This is a genomic window from Nonomuraea pusilla (assembly GCF_900109355.1).
Taxonomy (GTDB): Bacteria; Actinomycetota; Actinomycetes; order Streptosporangiales; family Streptosporangiaceae; genus Nonomuraea; species Nonomuraea pusilla.
This window is the reverse complement of the sequence record NZ_FOBF01000005.1, coordinates 67,984-84,099: the sequence shown is the minus strand read 5'-3', so window position 1 is coordinate 84,099 and position 16,116 is coordinate 67,984. Positions and strand designations below refer to the sequence as shown.

Sequence of the window (16,116 nt, the reverse complement as noted above, 5' to 3'; positions counted from 1 at the left end):
AGCGCCCCGATGCGGTGTTTCACTCCTTTGCCAGGCCGCCGCAGGTGAAGCCCTTCTCGCGTTCGGGATCGAGCTCGATCGTGCCGAGGTTGGTGGTCTCCATCGGCCTTCGGAGAGTCTCCAGCTTGTCGCAGTCGTACAGGACGTACGTGCCGTCGCTCTCACCCAGCAGCATCATCCAGCGGCCGTCGTAGAGCGGCTTGTCGTCCTCGGCGCTCTTGAGCACCGCCCACTGGTCCTGGAAGCCGACGGCGTTCAGCAGCTCGTTGGCCCGCCCGGTGTTCTGGACGTCCACCGCGCCCTCGACGAGCCCCAGGATGAGCAGGAAGCCCAGGCCGACTCCGGTCATGCCGCCGACGATCACCTTCGTCCCGGCGCGCCCGACCGGCTTGCGACGCAACAGCCGGAACGGGATCAGGAAGGCCAGGACGCCGAGCCCCACCGCGATGACAACCATGACGAACAGGTCCAGATCCCCGAAGAGGCGGAACACGCCCCAGTACGTCGCCCCGCACCATAGCGCCGCCACCGCCGCGGCGATCCAAGGCCGTTCACGGACCTTCCGTACGAGCCTGCTCGCCGCGCCGCCGGTCATCCTGTCGATCAGCCAGCCCACGCCGACGACGACGCCGAGCAGCGGCATGGCGACCAGCAGAAGCAGGACCAGAGTGCTCATCATGCGGCCGAGCAGGACCGACTGGTCGACGCCCACCTGCTGCGGGTTGACGCCGAAGACGGCGTACATCTGCTCGATGCCGATGTAGAGGACCGCGTAGAGGGCGACCGCGATCGGCACGACGACGGATCCGATGCGTTCGAGCAGTTCCAGGACACCGCCGCCGTCCTCCCGCGGCACGGGGGCGTGGTCATCCGGGAGCGCCGGTGTTTCCGGCGGTTCGAGGGATATGGGGTGACTCGACATGGCGTACGACCATAGGCCGCGGCTGCATACAAAACGTTGACGACGCGTACAGATCGCGCGCCCGGCCGCGGCCCCCTCATGAGCAGCCCTGTGATGGCGGGTACTCGCGTCGTCGCCCGCGCGCCACCACCGCGCGGGGTCAGCGTGCCTGTGGGGTGCCGACGCCGCGCAGCAGCGTGGCGACGACGACGTCGGCGGCCTGTGCGGCGCTCAGCTCCGAAAGGTGCTCGGCGGCGTGTTCCATCAGCGACGGCAGAACCGCCGCCACCCAGCCGGGCGGCAGGTCGGAGCGCAGCAGGCCCTCGTCCGTGGCGCGTGCCACGAAGGCGTCGACCTCGTCGATCAGGCGACGGCGGCGCTCGCCGATCGTCGCCTCGCGGAGCATGCGGCTCGTCTCCACCGGCCACGCGCGGTTGACGGCGATGATGCCCTCGACGTAGCGATGCAGGGCGACAGCGACCGGGGCCTCGCGTAGCCTGGCGGCTTCGACGGCCTTCTCGACCGCGTCGTAGCGTGCTCCGTAGACGGCAGCCATGAGGTCCTCGCGGGACGCGAAGCGGCGGTAGACGGTACGGCGGTCCACTCCTGCCTCGGCGGCGATGGCGGCGATGGTCGCCGAGGGGTCGTCGGCGAGCATGCGGGCGCCCGTCCTCAGGACGCGTTCCAGGTTGCGTGTCGCGTCTGCTCTCATCTGCCTCAAGATAGCCGCGGTGTAGCGCACCGGCCGGCGGCTGCCCGGCCGTCGGCGACGGACGACGTCGTCACCAGGAGTAACGACAGACCTTGCCACACCGATGCGAATATTGGCCCTACAAGTGCTACATTGATGAGGCAGTTAGCTAGACGCGCAGCAATGGAGGCACCCATGGCCAAGACATGGCTCATCACCGGAGCGTCGCGCGGCTTCGGACGCCACCTCACCGAAGCCGTCCTCGAAGCAGGCGACCAGGTCATCGCCACCGCACGCAACCCCAAGCGACTCGACGACCTGCCGGCCCGCCACGGCGACCGGATACGAGCGGTCGCACTCGACGTCACCGACGCCGCCGCAGCCTCCCGAGCGGTCAAGGAGGCCACCGACACCTTCGGCAGCCTCGACGTGGTCGTCAACAACGCCGGTTACGGCAACAGCGCACCGATCGAAGAGATGGCCGAGGACGACTTCCGCGCCCAGATCGAAACCAACCTCTTCGGCGTCGTGAACGTCACACGGGCCGCCCTTCCCGTCCTGCGCACCCAGCGATCAGGAGTCTTCGTACAGTTCTCCTCCATCGGAGGACGCGTCGGCGGCACCCCCGGGATGGGGGCCTACCAGACCGCGAAGTTCGCCGTGGAGGGCTTCTCCGAAGTCCTCGCCAGCGAAGTCGCACCCTTCGGCATCAAGGTCGTCATCGTCGAGCCAGGCGCGTTCCGCACCGACTGGCAGGGCTCCTCCATGGAGATCCACCCCGTCGGCCCCGACTACGAGCAGACCGTGGGCGCCATCCACCGCTACCGGCGCGAAACCGACGGCACCCAGCCCGGGGACCCCGCCCGCGCCGCCAAGGTCATCATCGATGTCGTCCGCGACGACGACCCGCCCCGACGACTCCTCCTCGGCAGCGACGCCGTCGCCTCCGCCCGGAAAGCCGCCGAGATCCGCGCCGCCGAAACCGAGAAATGGGCCGACGTGAGCCGCTCGGCCGACTACCCCGCCGACGAACGGTAGCCGCAGGAAGGACCCCCGACGGCGGTGAGGGCCCCTGGACGTCGGCCGCGCACAGCGGAGAGACCCGCCACCCGAGGTCTACGCCCGAGAGCCGGGGCGCAGGACGACGAACAGCCCCTGCGCGCGGGTGCCGTCCTGCAGGTTCCAGGCGCCGGCGACGTGGCCGATCGCGTCCGGTGGGAGGAGAGGCGTGCCGTCGGCGGCGGGACGCAGGGCCCGGTGCAGGCGGAGGACCGTCCCGTTCGGTGCGCGCAGTTCGGTGCCCTCCTGGTCGTCGACGGCGGTGAGGTCCGTGAGGGCGTGGCCGTCCCCGGTGCAGGAGCGGGTGACCTCGGGGTCGGGGGTGTCGCTGGTGTTCTGGTCCTGGGCCTGGACCCGGCCCTCGATCAGGGCCCGGAGCTGGGCGACCAGCACCGGGTCATGACAGCCGTCGTACGCCCAGCGCCGCCCCAGCACCCCGTGCTCCATGGTGCCGACGAGGGCGTGCTCCGCCCCGTCGAGCGGGGCGCCGCGATAGGTGAGCGGCACCAGGTAGCCGGTCGGCTGGTCGCCAGAGGTGTCGGTGACCACCATGAACTCGATCCCGACCTCGCCCTCCGGGTCGTCCAGCCGGAACCCGCCGGCCTTGGCCAGCTCCGGTGCGCCCGTGCCGCCCTGGTACCACGGGCGGGAGGGCAGCCAGGAGGTGAGCAGTTCCAGCTTGGTCGGCTTGAGTGTGGTGTGGTGGATGACGGCCATGCCGAGGCTTCTCCTCCGTGGAACAGGTACGACGTTCAGATCTTCCCACCTGCCGCCGCCACGGCCAGATCGCAGCCGCCCTGAACACCACGGGCGGGGGCCCGCCGGGTGACCCACCGCGTTCTTTCCGCGGCTGAGCTGCGCGGGAGAAATGACCCATGCGCTTCCGGCTCGACGCTGTGGAAGCTCACGACCGGTCTCGCCTGTCTCACACCTACGGGCCAGGCCACGGATACTCCCGGCCATCTCCGGCGGCTTGCGGAGGATGAGGACGCGGCATGGATGGACGCGATCTCGCCGCCGTGGCCGAGGGCGCCGAGCCGGAACGAAGCGAGGCCGAGCTCCGGTCGGTCCACCGCGACCTCCGGCAGGAACCGCGGGCCATCGAATCGCCCCCCCTGGGCGTACGAGGCGGTCATGGAGTGCAGGGCTGTCGCTCCGCCCTGGTGGACGCTGTCCTGCGATGTTGGTCCGACGACGATCCGCGTACCCGTGTCGCGGCGACAGCGCCTCCGAGAGCGAGACAGGACGTCCCGCAGGGCGAGCAGGGCGGCGACGACGGCCGGCACGTCGGCGCGTTCCTGCTCCAGTACGTCGTCCCAGACCTGGTCGGGCACCTCGCGCAGGGGCACGGCGGTGCCTCGTCCGCCAGGGGCACCCGCGACTCGTCGGGATCCACCATCTGGAGGGCCGCGGCCACCGCACCCGCGACCAGGCCGGCCGCCGCAGCGGGAAGGGCAGCCGGGGCAGGCAAGATCACCTGCTCGCGACGCCGAGTCGCTCATCCTGCTCGGTCATCGCCTGGTACGAGAAGCCGGGCCTGCACCTCGCCCTGATGACGGTGCTGACGGCGGCGTTCGCCGGCTTCCTCGTCAGCGGGCTCTTCCCCAACAGGCTCCGCCGAGCTCCGGCGCGGATCCGCCGGCCGGCCGCCCTGACGGCTCTCGCCGGGCTGGTGACCGTACTCGCCACCACGGCGTATCTGTTCTGGATCGTCGCGACCGGGGCCACCGGCGTGGACGGCAGCGTCCTCGGCCGGCCGCCGCTCTGGCTGCTGATGCAGGCGCTGGCGGTCGGCGTCATCGTCTCAGGGGTGGCACTCGCGGTCCGCCTGCCCGGGTCGGGCGGCGGCGGGGCGCGGCTCGCCCTGCTCATGGCGGGCGGGGTGGTCTTCGTTCCCTGGTCGGCCTACTGGGGGCTGCTCACCGTGTAAGCCGTTCGCGAGGCGCGGCCCTCGCCGGTGGCCCCCGGACGGCTCACCAGGGGATCACCCCCGCGTCGTCGAAGAACCCGCCGGTCGGGCCGTCGTCCGGCAGGGTGGCGAGCCGGATCGCGATCGCCGCGCCCTGCTCCGGTGTGCGGACGCCGCGGAACCCGTTGAGGTCCGTCGCGGTGAAGCCGGGGCAGGCCGCGTTGATAAGGATGTTCGTGTCGCGCAGTTCCTTGGCGTACTGGACGGTGACGGCGTTGAGGAACGTCTTCGACGGCGTGTACGCGGCGGAGATCGGGCCCGTTTCCGCACCGGGGGTCGTCTGCCGGGTGAGCGAGCCGACGGTGCTGGACATGTTCACGATGCGCGGCGACGCCGAACGGCGCAGCAGCGGCAGCATCGCGTTGGTGACGCGGATGACGCCGATCACGTTGACCTCCACGGCCGCCCGCACCGTCTCCGGGTCGACCGTGGTGGGCGTCTGCGGCATCCCGCCCGTGATCCCGGCGTTGTTGACGAGGACGTCGAGGCGTCCGGCCCGCTCCTCGATCAGGCGGGCGGCGGCGGCCACGCTCGCGTCGTCGGTCACGTCGAGCGGTACGCCGAACGCGTCGGCCCCGCCCGCGCGCAGCTTCGCCACCGCGGCCTCGCGGCGCTGTCCGTCCCGGGCGCCGACGCCGACCTGCCAGCCGAGGGCGCCCAGGCCGGCCGCGATCTCGTATCCGATGCCCTTGTTCGCGCCGGTCACCAGCGCGATCGTCTGTTCAGTCATGGGGCTGATCCTGCCCCCGGCTCCGGCGAACTCTCCAACACCGATCGGGTGGGCGGCGATACCGCGCCGGTATCGACGCGGGTCGGCGCCGGAGTACGGTGACAGTGTGGAGACGCGGGAATTGCGGTACTTCGTCGCCGTCGCTGAGGAGCTGCACTTCGGGAGGGCCGCGCAGCGCCTCGGCATCGCGCAGCCCCCGCTGTCGCGGGCGATCAGCCAGCTCGAACGGCGCCTCGGCACGACCCTGCTGGAACGCACCAGCCGTACGGTCAGCCTGACCGAGGCCGGGTCGGTGCTGCTGCGGGAGGGCCGGGCGGCGCTGGAGGCGGTCGAGGCCGCCGAGCGGCGCACACGCCGCGCCGCCCTCGCCACGACCGGCCAGGCCGGCGTGGTCCTCGCCACGAAGGCCGGGGCGTCCGACGAGCTGCTGGCGAAACTGCTCGACGCGTACGCGTCCGAACCCGGCGCGGTCACCGTCGATGTGCTCCTGTGCGCGATCGGCGAGCAGGAACGGCTGCTGCGTGACGGCCGGGCCGACGTGGCGCTGCTGCACCGGCCGTTCGACTCGACGGCCGGGTTCGACACCGAGGAGCTGTGCACGGAGGGGCAGGTCGTGGTCCTGCCGGCCGGGCATCCCCTCGCCCGCCGGACCCACCTGCGGATGGCGGACGTCACCGAGCTGCCCGGCCTGCCGATGCCGCGCTGGCCCTGCCGTGACGGCACGTACCCGGACGGGCCCGGTCCGCAGGTCAGGGACCATACGCAGCTGACCCAGCTGATCGCGCTCGGCCGCGCCTGCGCGGTGCTGCCGGAGTCGTGCCGGGCCCAGCTGCGCGACGATCTCGCCGCCGTGCCGGTGCCGGACGCGCCCGCCGTCACGACGGTGATCGCCTGGCCGCCGCAGAGCCGGTCCCGAGCCGTCGCCGGCCTCGTCCGGGCCGCGACCCGCCTCTAGCCGAACCCGCGTCCCGACCGGGCGGGCGGGCGGTGGTTCGAGACGGTCCCGGCAATGTCAAGATCATGAGGTGCCGAACTCGTCGCGGAGTGTCGGCCATTCTCTCCGTTAACCCTGCGCGCTTGCTGGGTGACTGTGGGCGCGTAAAGATCCCCCGCAAGGAGGTCGCCATGATCCGCGCACTCAACAAGCTGGGAGACCGCCTCCTCGACCGACTCCTGCCCTCGGCGAACGCCTCCGCCGCGTGCTGGACCGACTGGTGCTGCCAGGGCAAGTTCTGCCGGACCTGCTGCTACCACGACTCCAGCGGCACCATCAGCTGCGGCCGCTTCGACTACTGCTGACCCGCCCTTCCGATCCGCAGTGACAGCCACGCAGTACGCGTTCGCGGGCTTCCGCGGGTCCGTGCGCGGCCTGGCCCCCCTGGGGCCGCGGGCCTCCACGGCCTGAGCGGCGCCGTCGTCCTCGCGGAAGGATGCGTCGTCGTGCTGCTGGCGATCCCGGGACGGCGCGGGCCGGCCTCGTGCCGGACCGCACCGTCCTGGGAGCCGTCCTCGCCGCCATCGTGATCTTCTTCGACGACCCCGCCGACCTGTTCGCCGCACAGCCGCGCCGCACCTCAGGAGCCCGCATGCCGTATCTCGTCGCCGCCGTCATCGTCCTCGGACTGCTGTGCCTGGTGAATCTGGTGCTGACGCTGGCGGTGATCCGCCGCCTGCGCGTGCACACGCTGAGGCTGGCGGAGCTGGGCCCGGCGACGCGTGCCCCGCTGGTGCAGCCGGGAACGAGGCTCGGCGACTTCAGCGCGACCGCCGTCGAGGGTGAGACCGTGTCGCGCGCGTTCTTCTCCGGGCCCTCGGTGGTGGCCGTGTTCTCCACCGAGTGCGCGTCCTGCCACGAACGGCTCCCCGAGTTCACGTCCTACCTGGCCGAGACCCGTCCAGAACGCGTGCTGGCCGTCGTCACGGGCGACCCCGGGGAGGCCGGGCGGTTCACCCGCGAGCTGACTGCGGCCACCGTCGTGCTCGAACCGATGGGCGGCCCGGTGAGCAGGGCGTTGCAGGTCTCCCAGTTCCCCAGCTTCTACCTGGTCGACGGTGACGGGGTGGTCGTGGCGGCCGACACCGCCCCGGGCAGGCTGCCGGCGCCCACGCGCGGATGACCTCTCCAGCGGCGTACGGAGCCGCCGGGCGAGGGCGGTTCCGCGCGGCCGCGGCCCTCGCGTGGCGGGCCCACCCGGCGGCCGTGCTGGCGTCCGGCGTCACGGTGCTGCTCATGGGCCTGGTGCCGGTGGCCGCCGCGTGGCTGACCAAGCTCGTTCTCGACGGCCTCGCGGCCGGGTCGGGTCCCGCCGGGCTGCTCGTGCAGGGCGTGGCTCTCGGCGTCACCGGCCTGGCGGGCGCGGCCCTGCCCTCCGTCGCGGAGTACGCGCAGGATCAGTCCCGCCGGGCGCTGCAGGTGCTGATCCAGGATCGGCTGTTCCAGGCGGTCAACGCCCACCCGGGGCTGAGCAGGTTCGAGAACCCGGCCTTCCACGACCGGGTCCGGCTGGCGCAGGAGGCCGGGCAGAACGCTCCGCAGCGGATCGTGCGCGGCGTCCTCGGGATCGCGCAGGGAGCCGTGACCCTCGCCGGGTTCACCGCGGCGCTGGCGGTCCTGGCTCCGTGGATGATCCTCGTCGTGGCGCTCTCCGCGGTCCCCTCGGTTCGCGCCCAGCTCGACCTGTCGCGGCGGCGCGCCGGGATGATGTGGGGCGTCAGTCCGCGGGCCCGGCGGCAGATCTTCTTCGCCAACCTGCTCACCAGCCCGGACGCGGCCAAGGAGATCCGGCTGTTCGGCCTCGGCGACCTCCTGCGCGCCAGGATGCTGCGCGAGCTGCGCGCCGTCAACGCGGCCGAGCAGGGGCTCGCCCGCAGGACGCTGCGCACCCAGGGGACGCTGTCGCTGCTCGGGGCGGCCGTCGCCGCGCTCGGCCTGCTCTGGGCGATCGACGCCGCCGCGTCGGGCACGCTGACCGTCGGCGACGTCGCCGTGTTCGCCGCGGCCGTCGCCGGGGTGCAGTCGGCGCTCGCGTCGATCGTCGGCCAGTCGGCCGACGCGCACAACGCGTTGCTGATGTTCGGGCACTACCTCGACGTGGTGGCCGAGGCGCCCGACCTGCCCGTGCCGCGCCGTCCGCGCCCCGTCCCCCCGCTGCGCGAGGGCATCGAGGTGCGGGATGTGTGGTTCCGGTACGACGACGCCCACCCGTGGGTGCTGCGCGGCGTCGACCTCTTCATCCCCCGGGGCGGCTCCCTCGCCCTGGTCGGGCTGAACGGCGCGGGCAAGAGCACCCTGGTCAAGCTGATCTGCAGGCTCTACGACCCGGTGCGCGGGTCGATCCTCTGGGACGGCGTCGACCTGCGGGACCTGGATCCGGCCGAGCTGCGCGGGCGCATCGGCGCGGTGTTCCAGGACTACATGTCGTACGACCTGACCGCGGCCGAGAACATCGGGCTCGGCGACGTCGCGGCGCTCGACGACCGCGACCGGGTCGAGGCCGCCGCCAGGCTGGCCGGCGTCCACGAGACGATCACTGGGCTGCCGCGGGGCTACGACACGCTGCTGAGCCGGATCTTCTTCGGCGACAGGGACGACCCCCAGGCCGGAGTGGTGCTGTCGGGCGGGCAGTGGCAGCGCCTCGCGCTGGCCCGCGCGCTGATGCGGCAGGCGCGGGACCTGCTGGTGCTCGACGAGCCGAGCTCCGGCCTGGACGCGCAGGCCGAGCACGCCATCCATCAGAGCCTGCGCCGGCACCGCGCGGGGCGGACCAGCCTGCTGATCTCGCACCGGCTGGGCGCCGTCAGGGACGCGAACGTGATCGTCGTGCTCGCCGAGGGGCGGATCGCCGAGCGCGGCTCGCACGCGGAGCTGATGGCGCTGGGAGGGGAGTACGCGAGCCTGTTCACCCTGCAGGCGCAGGGCTACGAGCCGGGAGACTCCCGGCCCTCGCCGGGCGTCCCGAACCTCCCGGCCCTTGCGGATGTCCCGGGCCTGGAGGACTCCCGGGAAGGGGCGAGCCCCCGGACGACCACGCCGAGCACGCGGTCGAAGGGCACGTAACCCCACACCCGCGAGTCCTCGCTGACCGGCCCGTCGCCGAGGACGACCAGCCGGCCCGCCGGGACCGGGTCGCCGTCCGACGCCTCCACGCGGGCCCTGACCTGGGCGGGCACCGGGTCGCCCGGCACGGCCACCGCGCGCTTGATGAACCACATGGCCGCCTCGGGCCGCGGCAGCGGCCCGGTACGCCAGCGTCCCCCCGGCAGCGCCGTCTGCAGCACCACGACCTGGCCGCGTCTGACGCCCGCCCCCGAGGTCCTGCGGACGAGCACCCGGTCGCCCGTACGGTAGGTGGGCAGCATGCTCGCGCCGCTGATCCGGACGATGACGAAGCGCCGCCGGGCGACGGCCAGTGCGGCGGCCAGCGCCGCGATCGGGGCCAGCAGGATCATGACGCGCCGCACGGCGCCCTCCAAAGTCGATCATCACCGGTGGACTGCCGACACTAGCGCCCGGCCCCGGGCGGCGAAACGCCGTCGACAGAGTGCCGCCCTCTCCCTAGGGTGCGGCCATGACCGAGAGCCACCTCATGGACCGGTGCGACTGCGGCGCGACCGCCGGGCCGCTGGGGCTGTGCGCCGACTACTACCACGCGATCCTCGCCGAGGAGCAGGCCGATCCGCAGATGTACCGGTGGCACACCGTCGTGGTCTGCGCGTACCTCCTGCAGCATCCTCCCCGCGCCCATGCGAAGTACCTCGACGGCCAGTTCCGCCTGCTGCAGCTGTACGTGGACAAGGGACTCGACGCGCTGCTGCGCGTGGCGGCCCATCAGGTGGCGCGGAACAACCACAGGACGCGGTCGGTCCCCGACGCGCGGCCGTTGGCCGGATACGCGCCGCTCCCGCCGGGCGAGGCTCCCCGGTGCTTCCGCGCCACGTTCTGCGGCCTGCCGTTCGGTGACGGCGGCTTCGTCGCCGACGGGCACGCGGAGTACGGGAACCGGATCGAAGCCATCGCACAGGCGACCGTGGAGGCGTGGAGATCCGTCGCCTGAGGCCGTGAGCCGACGTCGGAGAGGTCAGTCGATCGTCTGGGTGATCTCCTGGTGGTCCTCCGTGTACGTCACCCGGCAACGGGCGCCGTTCACCAGGGGGAGGTAGGGCGGGACGTGGCCGCATTCGACGTCGGCGATGATCGGGACGCCCAGGCCGCCGAGCGCGTCGAGCACGGCCTCGTGCTGGGTGAGGGAGCCGAGGCCGGGCGCCCGGGTGCGGCCGACGAGCACCGCGGTCGCGCCGGTGAAGAACCCGGCGAGCCGCATGCCGTGGAGGTTGCGGCAGATGGTGGCCGCGTCGTGCTCGGCCGCCTCGACGTAGACCACCAGCCCTTCGGGCGCCGCGGCGCGGGCGAAGGAGGCGACGTCGCCGTACGGCGTCCCCGCGAGGTTGCACAGCATCTCGACGCAGCCGCCGATGAGGCGGCCCTCGACCCGCACGTCGCCGTCGCCGTCGAGGCGGGTCCAGCGTCCAGGGGTGTCGAGGGTGAGGTCGCGCACCTCGGGATGGCCGGTGTAGTCGTCCCATCCCTGCGCGCGGTAGCGGTTCGGCGGGGTCTGCGTGAACGTCGAGCCCTGCGGCATCGCGACGATGTCCAGCCAGCTGAGCAGACCTTCCGGCGTGTGGTACGGCGTGTCCATCAGGTTGTTGCCGTGGATGGTCGCCGTGCCGGTGAGCAGCGTCATCGGTGTGATGATCGTGGACAGGTCGGAGAAGCCCACCAGCCAGGTGGGGTCGGCTTCGCGGAGCGCGTCCCAGTCGAGGAGCGGCAGCAGGTCGATGGCCATCTCGCCGCCCCACGGCGGCACGACGGCCTTGATCTCGGGGTCGGTGAGCATCGCCATCAGTTCGCGGGCGCGTTCGGGCGCCGGGGCGCTGACGAGCGTGGCGCCGTCCATGCAGTCGCCGACGACCACGCGGTAGCCGTGCTCCTCGACCGTGCGGACGGCGACCTTGAGGCGTGCGCGCAGGTTCTCGTCGACTCCGCTGGAGGGGGCGGTGACGCCGACGAGGTCTCCGGGCCGCAGCGGGGCGGGGTATCGCATGTCCATCTCCTGATCTTGGCGGGGTTCGGCGATGAAGGGAAGACCTGCCCCGTCAGGAAGGGATTGATCGTCGCCGGAGGCCCAAGTAGCGTGACGGGCGATTACAGGATTACATGAGGAGTGCGAGTGATCGTCGAATACATCCGCTACCGGGTCCCCGACGGGGAGGAGTTCGAGGCGGCGTACCGGCGGGCCGTCGTGCCGCTCGGACGGGCGCCGCAGTGCCTCGACTACGAGCTGTCCCGCTGCGTGGACGAGCCCGAGTGCTACGTCCTGCGCATCACCTGGACCTCCGCCCGCGACCACCTGGAGGGCTTCCGCGGCGGCGAGCACTTCCAGGAGTTCTTCGCCGAGATCAAGCCGTACGTGTCGAACATCGAGGAGATGCGGCACTACGACAAGGTGATCGAGAAGACCGAGCCCACCCTGTACGAGTGGGCAGGGGGCGCGCAGGCGCTCGAACGGCTGACCGAGACGTTCTACCGGCACGTCAAGGACGACGACCTGATCGGGCCGCTGTTCGCGCACATGGACCCCCGCCACCCCGCGTACGTGGCGATGTGGCTCGGCGAGGTGTTCGGCGGCCCCGCCCGCTACAGCGAGGAGCGCGGCGGCCACTCGCACATGGTCTCCCACCACCTCGGCAAGGGCATCACCGAGCAGCAGCGCCGCAGGTGGGTGAGCCTGCTCATGGACGCGGCCGACGAGGTGGGCCTGCCCTCCGACGCGGAGTTCAGGGCGGCGTTCGCCGGCTACATCGAGTGGGGCACCCGCCTGGCCGTGTACTTCTCCCAGCCGGGGGTCGGGGCGCCCGGCGAGGAGCCGGTGCCGCGGTGGGGCTGGGGCGTCATGCCGCCGTACCGGCCCTGACGTCACGTCGCCGTACCGGCCCTGACGTCACCGTGCGCCGGTGAGCCGCTCGGCCGCGGCGTCAACCGGGCGGGGCGGGGAGGCCCAGGCGGGCGGCGAGGTCCCGCGCGGCCGGGGAGCCGAGGGCCGCGTACAGCTCGTACGCCTCCGTCAGCAGGTCGCGCGCGGCCGGGTCGCCGTCGTGCCCGGCGGCGACGGCGAGTGCCACCAGGGTGCGGGCCCGCAGGGCGGGCACCTGCTCCCTGACCCAGTGCCGCAGGGAGCGGCGCAGGCGGGCGGCCGCCTCCGGCTGGCCGTGGCGGGCCTCGATCTCGCCGAGGCTGAGCTCCGTCAGGGCGAGGCCCCAGCTGTGGCCGCGTTCCCTGAAGATGGCGGCGGCCTCGGCGAGCGCCTTCTCCGCCTCGGCCAGCCGACGCGCACCCGCCCCCTCCCCTGTCCTTTCCGACCTTTCCGGCCCCTCCGCTTCCCCCGGCTCGCGGGGCAGGGCGAGGGCTTCGCCGAGGGCGCGCAGGCTCTGCGCGGTGCCGATGGGGTCGCCGACGCGGTCGAAGAGCGTCGCGGCGCGGCGGGCGGCCCGCTCGGACTCCCCTGCGCGGCCCCGCGCCAGCAGCGCTCCGGCCAGCCCCCGCAGCACGTACGCCTCCGTGAACAGGTCGCCGCAGGAGCGCGCGATGTCCAGCGCGGAGCGGACGACGCGCACGGCGGTGGCCGTGTCGCCCCGCTGCCGCAGGACGAACCCGAGGCTGGTGAGCGCGACGGCCTTCGCGAGAGGCAGCCCGGCCTGCCCGAGCCGGTCGATGGCGCCGCGCAGCTCGGCCTCCGCCTGGTCGAGCCGTCCGGTCAGGCCCAGCATGAACCCGATCTCCTTGCTCACCAGCGCCGCCCCCGCCCGGTCGCCGACCTCGTCCGAGAGCCGCAGGGCCTCGTCCAGCGCGGCCACGGCCTCGTCCAGGTCGTCCAGTTCGCCCAGGCAGGTGCCGAGGCCGCGCAGCATCGCCGCCTCCCCCGCGCGGTCGCCGGAGCGGCGGCAGGCCGCCCGCGCGGTGCGGGTGGCGCGCCGCCAGTCGTCGTAGTAGCCGCGCAGGCCGTGGAAGTCGGCGCAGCAGCCCGCCAGGCAGCGGGCGAGCGCCGCGAGGCCCGCCTCCGCGCACGCCGCCCCGATCGCGGCGAGCGCCTCCCGTTCCGCCTCGAACCACTCGACCGGGCGGGCCGCCGCCAGTTCGCCGACCCGGGGATCGGTGACCTCCACGGCGACGGCCGCGTCGTCGAGGTGGAGACGCAGGCAGTGCAGGCGCTCCTGGGCCCGCCTGGCCAGCGCGAGCCAGCCGCGGGCGGCGCGGGCCAGCGCCTCCGCCCAGTCGGCCGCCCCGATCTCGGCCTGCCGCCGCTCCCTCGCGTACAGGCGGGTGACCTCGTGGAAGCGGTATCGCGGCTGTCCGGCCTGGTCGGGGCCGATCGACTCCAGCAGCCGCGCGTCGAGCAACTCCTCCACCACGGCGGCGCCCGGCCCCGGCTCCGCCCCGAGGAAGGCGGCAGCGGTCCATTCGGGGAACGACGGCATGTCCAGCTCGCCGAGCAGCGCGAACGCCCGCGCGGCGACAGGCGTCAGCCCCTGGTGGGCCAGATGGAGCCCAGGTCGTACGGCGAGGTCGCCGTGGCTCAGCTCGTCGAGGCGGCGGCGCTCGTCGGCCAGCCGCAGGTTGAGCGTCTCGACCGTCCAGTGGGGTCGCGCCGCCAGCCGCGCGCCGACGATCCGCACGGCCAGCGGCAGCCCGCCGCAGGCGGCGACCAGTTCGGCGGCCGCCGCGGGCTCGCCGCGCACCCGCGCGCCTCCCGCCACCCGGCACAGCAGCTCCACGGCGGCGGGGCCGGGCAGCGGCTCCAGGTCGATGGACGTCACGCCCGGCAGCCCGGTCAGCGGCAGCCTGCTGGTCACCAGCACCGCGACGTCCTCGGCCGGCAGCAGCGGCTCCACCTGGCGGTACCCGCCGGCGTCGTCGAGGACGAGGAGCATCCGCCGTCCCGCCACCCGCTCGCGGAACAGCCCGCCGCGCGCGTCGAGCCCGGCGGGGAGCGCGGCCCCGGCCACGCCGAGCACGCGCAGCAGCTGGGCGAGCACCTCGGCGGGGTCGGCCGGGTCGGCGCCGGTGCCGCGCAGGGCGGCGTACAGCTGGCCGTCGGGGAAGCGGGAGCCGAGCAGGTGGCCCGCGTGGACGGCGAGCGCGGTCTTGCCGACGCCGGGAGGCCCGGAGAGCACGGCCAGCCTGGGGGCCCGGCCGGCGGTCGCGACATCGGGCAGGCCGGGGGCGGGCGGGTCGAGGACGGAACTCAGCAGGGCGAGCTCGTCGGCGCGGCTGACGAAGTCGGGGAGGTCCGGGGGGAGCTGCCTGACGGGCGGCCTCCCGCCGCGCGGACCCCTGTCTTCCTGGTGGGGACCTTCGCCGTGGGCACTCTCGTGGTGCGTGCCTTCGCCGTGCGCGGGCCCGCCGCCTGGGGTTCCGCCCGTGCGGCTGGCCCAGAACAGGGCCCGTCCCGCCCCGACGAACTCGTCCCGTTCGGCGCCCGTGAGCCCCAGCGCCGCCGCGAGCCGCTCCAGCGAGCGCGGACGAGGCCCGCGGGCCGGGCTGCGTTCCATCTCGGCGATCGAGCGGGAGCTCATCCCGGCGCGTTCGGCGAGTGCTTCCTGGGTGAGGCGGAGGCGGCGCCGGTGCCGTCGAAGCAGGATCCCGAACGCGTCCGCCACGCCTGCGGCCTCCCCTGGAGTCGCTCACATAACGCACTTACGGTACGTCCGGTTCAACGTCAGGCTCAAGATCCAGTTGAGCGTCCTGGTCGGGAACCCGGGGCCGGGGTTCCATGAAGGCGCGCCGGACCGCGCTGGGCGGCCCGGCGCGCGCACAGAAGGAGAGCCATGACCCGCAGGATCGCCGCGCTCGCCGACCGCATGGTGGGCGCCGTCGTGCCGAAGGCGACCGTCCACGCCCTCGCCAACTGCTACGAGATCTCGTGCTACTGCTCCGGGCCGCGCCTGTACAAGCGGACGTGCTGCGACCTGCAGCCGTGCGGCCCCTGCTACTACGTCGGCCTCGGCTGCTGAGTGCCCGCCCGGTAGCGGCGTGCCAGGGTCCGCCCGTCGTGGTCTTCCTCGCCGGGGCGGCGAGCAGGCCGCGCGGCGGGCGGGCCCGTCCCCCGTCTCCCTGATCTGCGGAGGAAACCTGATGGCGTACCTGACCGCGGCCCTGATCCTCGTCGGACTGCTGGCCCTGATCAATCTGGTGTTCACGTTCGGAGTCGTCAGGCGGCTGCGCGAGCACACCGCCGAACTGGCCGCGCTGCGCGGCAGCGGCGTCACCGGCGTCGGCGGGACGGACGTCGCGCTCCCCGCAGGGGCCACCGTCGGCGCGTTCGAGACGGCCGAGGTGGGCGGCCGGCCCGTCAGCCTGGCGGCGATGGGCGAGCGGCCGCTCGTCGGGTTCTTCTCGCCGCACTGCGCGCCGTGCAAGGAGCGGCTGCCGCTGTTCGCCGAGCACGCGGCGTCCAGGCCCGGCGGCGCGGGCGAGGTGCTCGCGGTCGTCGTGGGCACGCCGGAGGAGACGTCCGACGTGGTCGCGCAGCTCCTCCCCGTCGCCACGGTCGTCGTGGAGCCCGACCAGGGGCCTGTGCAGCGGGCGTTCGGGGTGAGCGGGTTCCCGGCGTTCGTCCTGCTGGAGGACGGCGTGGTGGGCGCGTCCGGCTTCGACTTCGAACCCGTGGCGAGCCGGGACGCCGCGGCAGCCGTGCCGTCCGCGGGCTGAG

At 73.4% G+C, this 16,116-nt stretch carries 16 protein-coding genes and 1 pseudogene; 10 read left to right on the top strand and 7 right to left on the bottom strand.

Annotated features, from left to right (window positions below):
• Positions 1-19: 19 nt before the first annotated feature.
• Positions 20-922, bottom strand: a complete 903-nt coding sequence (locus BMX74_RS12130; RefSeq protein WP_055504375.1) for a hypothetical protein — start codon at positions 920-922, stop codon at positions 20-22.
• A gap of 139 nt (positions 923-1,061) precedes the next feature.
• Complete coding sequence (locus BMX74_RS12125; RefSeq protein WP_082535097.1) at positions 1,062-1,613, bottom strand: TetR/AcrR family transcriptional regulator; 552 nt, start codon at positions 1,611-1,613, stop codon at positions 1,062-1,064.
• A 174-nt stretch (positions 1,614-1,787) separates the two neighbouring features.
• Between BMX74_RS12125 and BMX74_RS12120 the strand changes: the two genes are divergently transcribed.
• The gene (locus BMX74_RS12120) at positions 1,788-2,630 is read left to right on the top strand and encodes an oxidoreductase (RefSeq protein WP_055504373.1); all 843 of its coding nucleotides are present in this window, start codon (positions 1,788-1,790) and stop codon (positions 2,628-2,630) included.
• 78 nt (positions 2,631-2,708) lie between these two features.
• Here BMX74_RS12120 and BMX74_RS12115 read toward each other — a convergent pair whose 3' ends face one another.
• Positions 2,709-3,368 carry a maltokinase N-terminal cap-like domain-containing protein gene (locus BMX74_RS12115; protein WP_091100272.1) on the bottom strand — a complete coding sequence of 220 codons (660 nt, stop codon included), beginning with the start codon at positions 3,366-3,368 and terminating at the stop codon, positions 2,709-2,711.
• 835 nt (positions 3,369-4,203) lie between these two features.
• On the opposite strand from BMX74_RS12115, the gene BMX74_RS12105 reads away from it, so the two are divergent.
• Positions 4,204-4,581 carry a hypothetical protein gene (locus BMX74_RS12105; RefSeq protein ID WP_091100267.1) on the top strand — a complete coding sequence of 126 codons (378 nt, stop codon included), beginning with the start codon at positions 4,204-4,206 and terminating at the stop codon, positions 4,579-4,581.
• Between the two features lie 43 nt (positions 4,582-4,624).
• Here the strand turns inward: BMX74_RS12105 and BMX74_RS12100 are convergent, their stop codons facing one another.
• A complete protein-coding gene (locus tag BMX74_RS12100) occupies positions 4,625-5,350 on the bottom strand; it encodes an SDR family oxidoreductase (RefSeq protein WP_055504370.1) in 726 nt (241 codons plus the stop codon).
• A 106-nt stretch (positions 5,351-5,456) separates the two neighbouring features.
• On the opposite strand from BMX74_RS12100, the gene BMX74_RS12095 reads away from it, so the two are divergent.
• The 4 genes from BMX74_RS12095 (at position 5,457) to BMX74_RS12085 (ending at position 9,407) form a co-directional block, all read left to right on the top strand.
• The gene (locus BMX74_RS12095; RefSeq protein ID WP_055504369.1) at positions 5,457-6,305 is read left to right on the top strand and encodes a LysR family transcriptional regulator; all 849 of its coding nucleotides are present in this window, start codon (positions 5,457-5,459) and stop codon (positions 6,303-6,305) included.
• 170 nt (positions 6,306-6,475) lie between these two features.
• On the top strand, positions 6,476-6,649 hold the full coding sequence (locus tag BMX74_RS44005) for a hypothetical protein (protein WP_177227319.1): 174 nt from the start codon (positions 6,476-6,478) through the stop codon (positions 6,647-6,649).
• A 179-nt stretch (positions 6,650-6,828) separates the two neighbouring features.
• Positions 6,829-7,467: a TlpA disulfide reductase family protein gene (locus BMX74_RS12090; RefSeq protein ID WP_055504368.1), complete on the top strand. Its 639-nt coding sequence runs from the start codon at positions 6,829-6,831 to the stop codon at positions 7,465-7,467.
• Complete coding sequence (locus BMX74_RS12085) at positions 7,464-9,407, top strand: ABC transporter ATP-binding protein (RefSeq protein WP_082535095.1); 1,944 nt, start codon at positions 7,464-7,466, stop codon at positions 9,405-9,407. The genes BMX74_RS12090 and BMX74_RS12085 overlap by 4 nt, the downstream gene beginning before the upstream one ends.
• A gap of 26 nt (positions 9,408-9,433) precedes the next feature.
• Here the strand turns inward: BMX74_RS12085 and BMX74_RS44925 are convergent.
• Positions 9,434-9,799, bottom strand: a pseudogene (locus BMX74_RS44925) (S26 family signal peptidase); the annotation flags it as partial.
• A gap of 119 nt (positions 9,800-9,918) precedes the next feature.
• Here BMX74_RS44925 and BMX74_RS12075 point away from each other — a divergent pair.
• Positions 9,919-10,404, top strand: a complete 486-nt coding sequence (locus BMX74_RS12075) for a DUF5946 family protein (RefSeq protein ID WP_055504366.1) — start codon at positions 9,919-9,921, stop codon at positions 10,402-10,404.
• A 24-nt stretch (positions 10,405-10,428) separates the two neighbouring features.
• On the opposite strand, the gene BMX74_RS12070 is transcribed toward BMX74_RS12075, so the two are convergent.
• Positions 10,429-11,457 (bottom strand): S66 family peptidase, encoded by a 1,029-nt coding sequence (locus BMX74_RS12070; RefSeq protein WP_055504365.1) that lies wholly within the window; start codon positions 11,455-11,457, stop codon positions 10,429-10,431.
• A gap of 120 nt (positions 11,458-11,577) precedes the next feature.
• On the opposite strand from BMX74_RS12070, the gene BMX74_RS12065 reads away from it, so the two are divergent.
• Positions 11,578-12,321 carry a group II truncated hemoglobin gene (locus BMX74_RS12065; RefSeq protein ID WP_055504364.1) on the top strand — a complete coding sequence of 248 codons (744 nt, stop codon included), beginning with the start codon at positions 11,578-11,580 and terminating at the stop codon, positions 12,319-12,321.
• A 61-nt stretch (positions 12,322-12,382) separates the two neighbouring features.
• Here the strand turns inward: BMX74_RS12065 and BMX74_RS12060 are convergent, their stop codons facing one another.
• Positions 12,383-15,064 carry an ATP-binding protein gene (locus BMX74_RS12060; protein ID WP_091100264.1) on the bottom strand — a complete coding sequence of 894 codons (2,682 nt, stop codon included), beginning with the start codon at positions 15,062-15,064 and terminating at the stop codon, positions 12,383-12,385.
• 168 nt (positions 15,065-15,232) lie between these two features.
• Here BMX74_RS12060 and BMX74_RS12055 point away from each other — a divergent pair, with 168 nt between their 5' ends.
• Complete coding sequence (locus BMX74_RS12055; protein WP_055504362.1) at positions 15,233-15,418, top strand: hypothetical protein; 186 nt, start codon at positions 15,233-15,235, stop codon at positions 15,416-15,418.
• Between the two features lie 121 nt (positions 15,419-15,539).
• Positions 15,540-16,115, top strand: coding sequence for a TlpA family protein disulfide reductase (locus BMX74_RS12050; protein ID WP_091100262.1), 576 nt, complete (start codon positions 15,540-15,542; stop codon positions 16,113-16,115).
• The last annotated feature ends 1 nt before the right edge of the window (position 16,116 follow it).

Excerpts from the sequence above, each read along its gene's own strand:
- BMX74_RS12130 (WP_055504375.1), bottom strand. The coding sequence starts at position 922 with ATGTCGAGTCACCCCATATCCCTCGAACCGCCGGAAACACCGGCGCTC.
- BMX74_RS12125 (WP_082535097.1), bottom strand. The coding sequence starts at position 1,613 with ATGAGAGCAGACGCGACACGCAACCTGGAACGCGTCCTGAGGACGGGC.
- BMX74_RS12120 (WP_055504373.1), top strand. The coding sequence starts at position 1,788 with ATGGCCAAGACATGGCTCATCACCGGAGCGTCGCGCGGCTTCGGACGC.
- BMX74_RS12115 (WP_091100272.1), bottom strand. The coding sequence starts at position 3,368 with ATGGCCGTCATCCACCACACCACACTCAAGCCGACCAAGCTGGAACTG.
- BMX74_RS12105 (WP_091100267.1), top strand. The coding sequence starts at position 4,204 with ATGACGGTGCTGACGGCGGCGTTCGCCGGCTTCCTCGTCAGCGGGCTC.
- BMX74_RS12100 (WP_055504370.1), bottom strand. The coding sequence starts at position 5,350 with ATGACTGAACAGACGATCGCGCTGGTGACCGGCGCGAACAAGGGCATC.
- BMX74_RS44005 (WP_177227319.1), top strand. The coding sequence starts at position 6,476 with ATGATCCGCGCACTCAACAAGCTGGGAGACCGCCTCCTCGACCGACTC.
- BMX74_RS12085 (WP_082535095.1), top strand. The coding sequence starts at position 7,464 with ATGACCTCTCCAGCGGCGTACGGAGCCGCCGGGCGAGGGCGGTTCCGC.
- BMX74_RS12075 (WP_055504366.1), top strand. The coding sequence starts at position 9,919 with ATGACCGAGAGCCACCTCATGGACCGGTGCGACTGCGGCGCGACCGCC.
- BMX74_RS12070 (WP_055504365.1), bottom strand. The coding sequence starts at position 11,457 with ATGGACATGCGATACCCCGCCCCGCTGCGGCCCGGAGACCTCGTCGGC.
- BMX74_RS12055 (WP_055504362.1), top strand. The coding sequence starts at position 15,233 with ATGACCCGCAGGATCGCCGCGCTCGCCGACCGCATGGTGGGCGCCGTC.
- BMX74_RS12050 (WP_091100262.1), top strand. The coding sequence starts at position 15,540 with ATGGCGTACCTGACCGCGGCCCTGATCCTCGTCGGACTGCTGGCCCTG.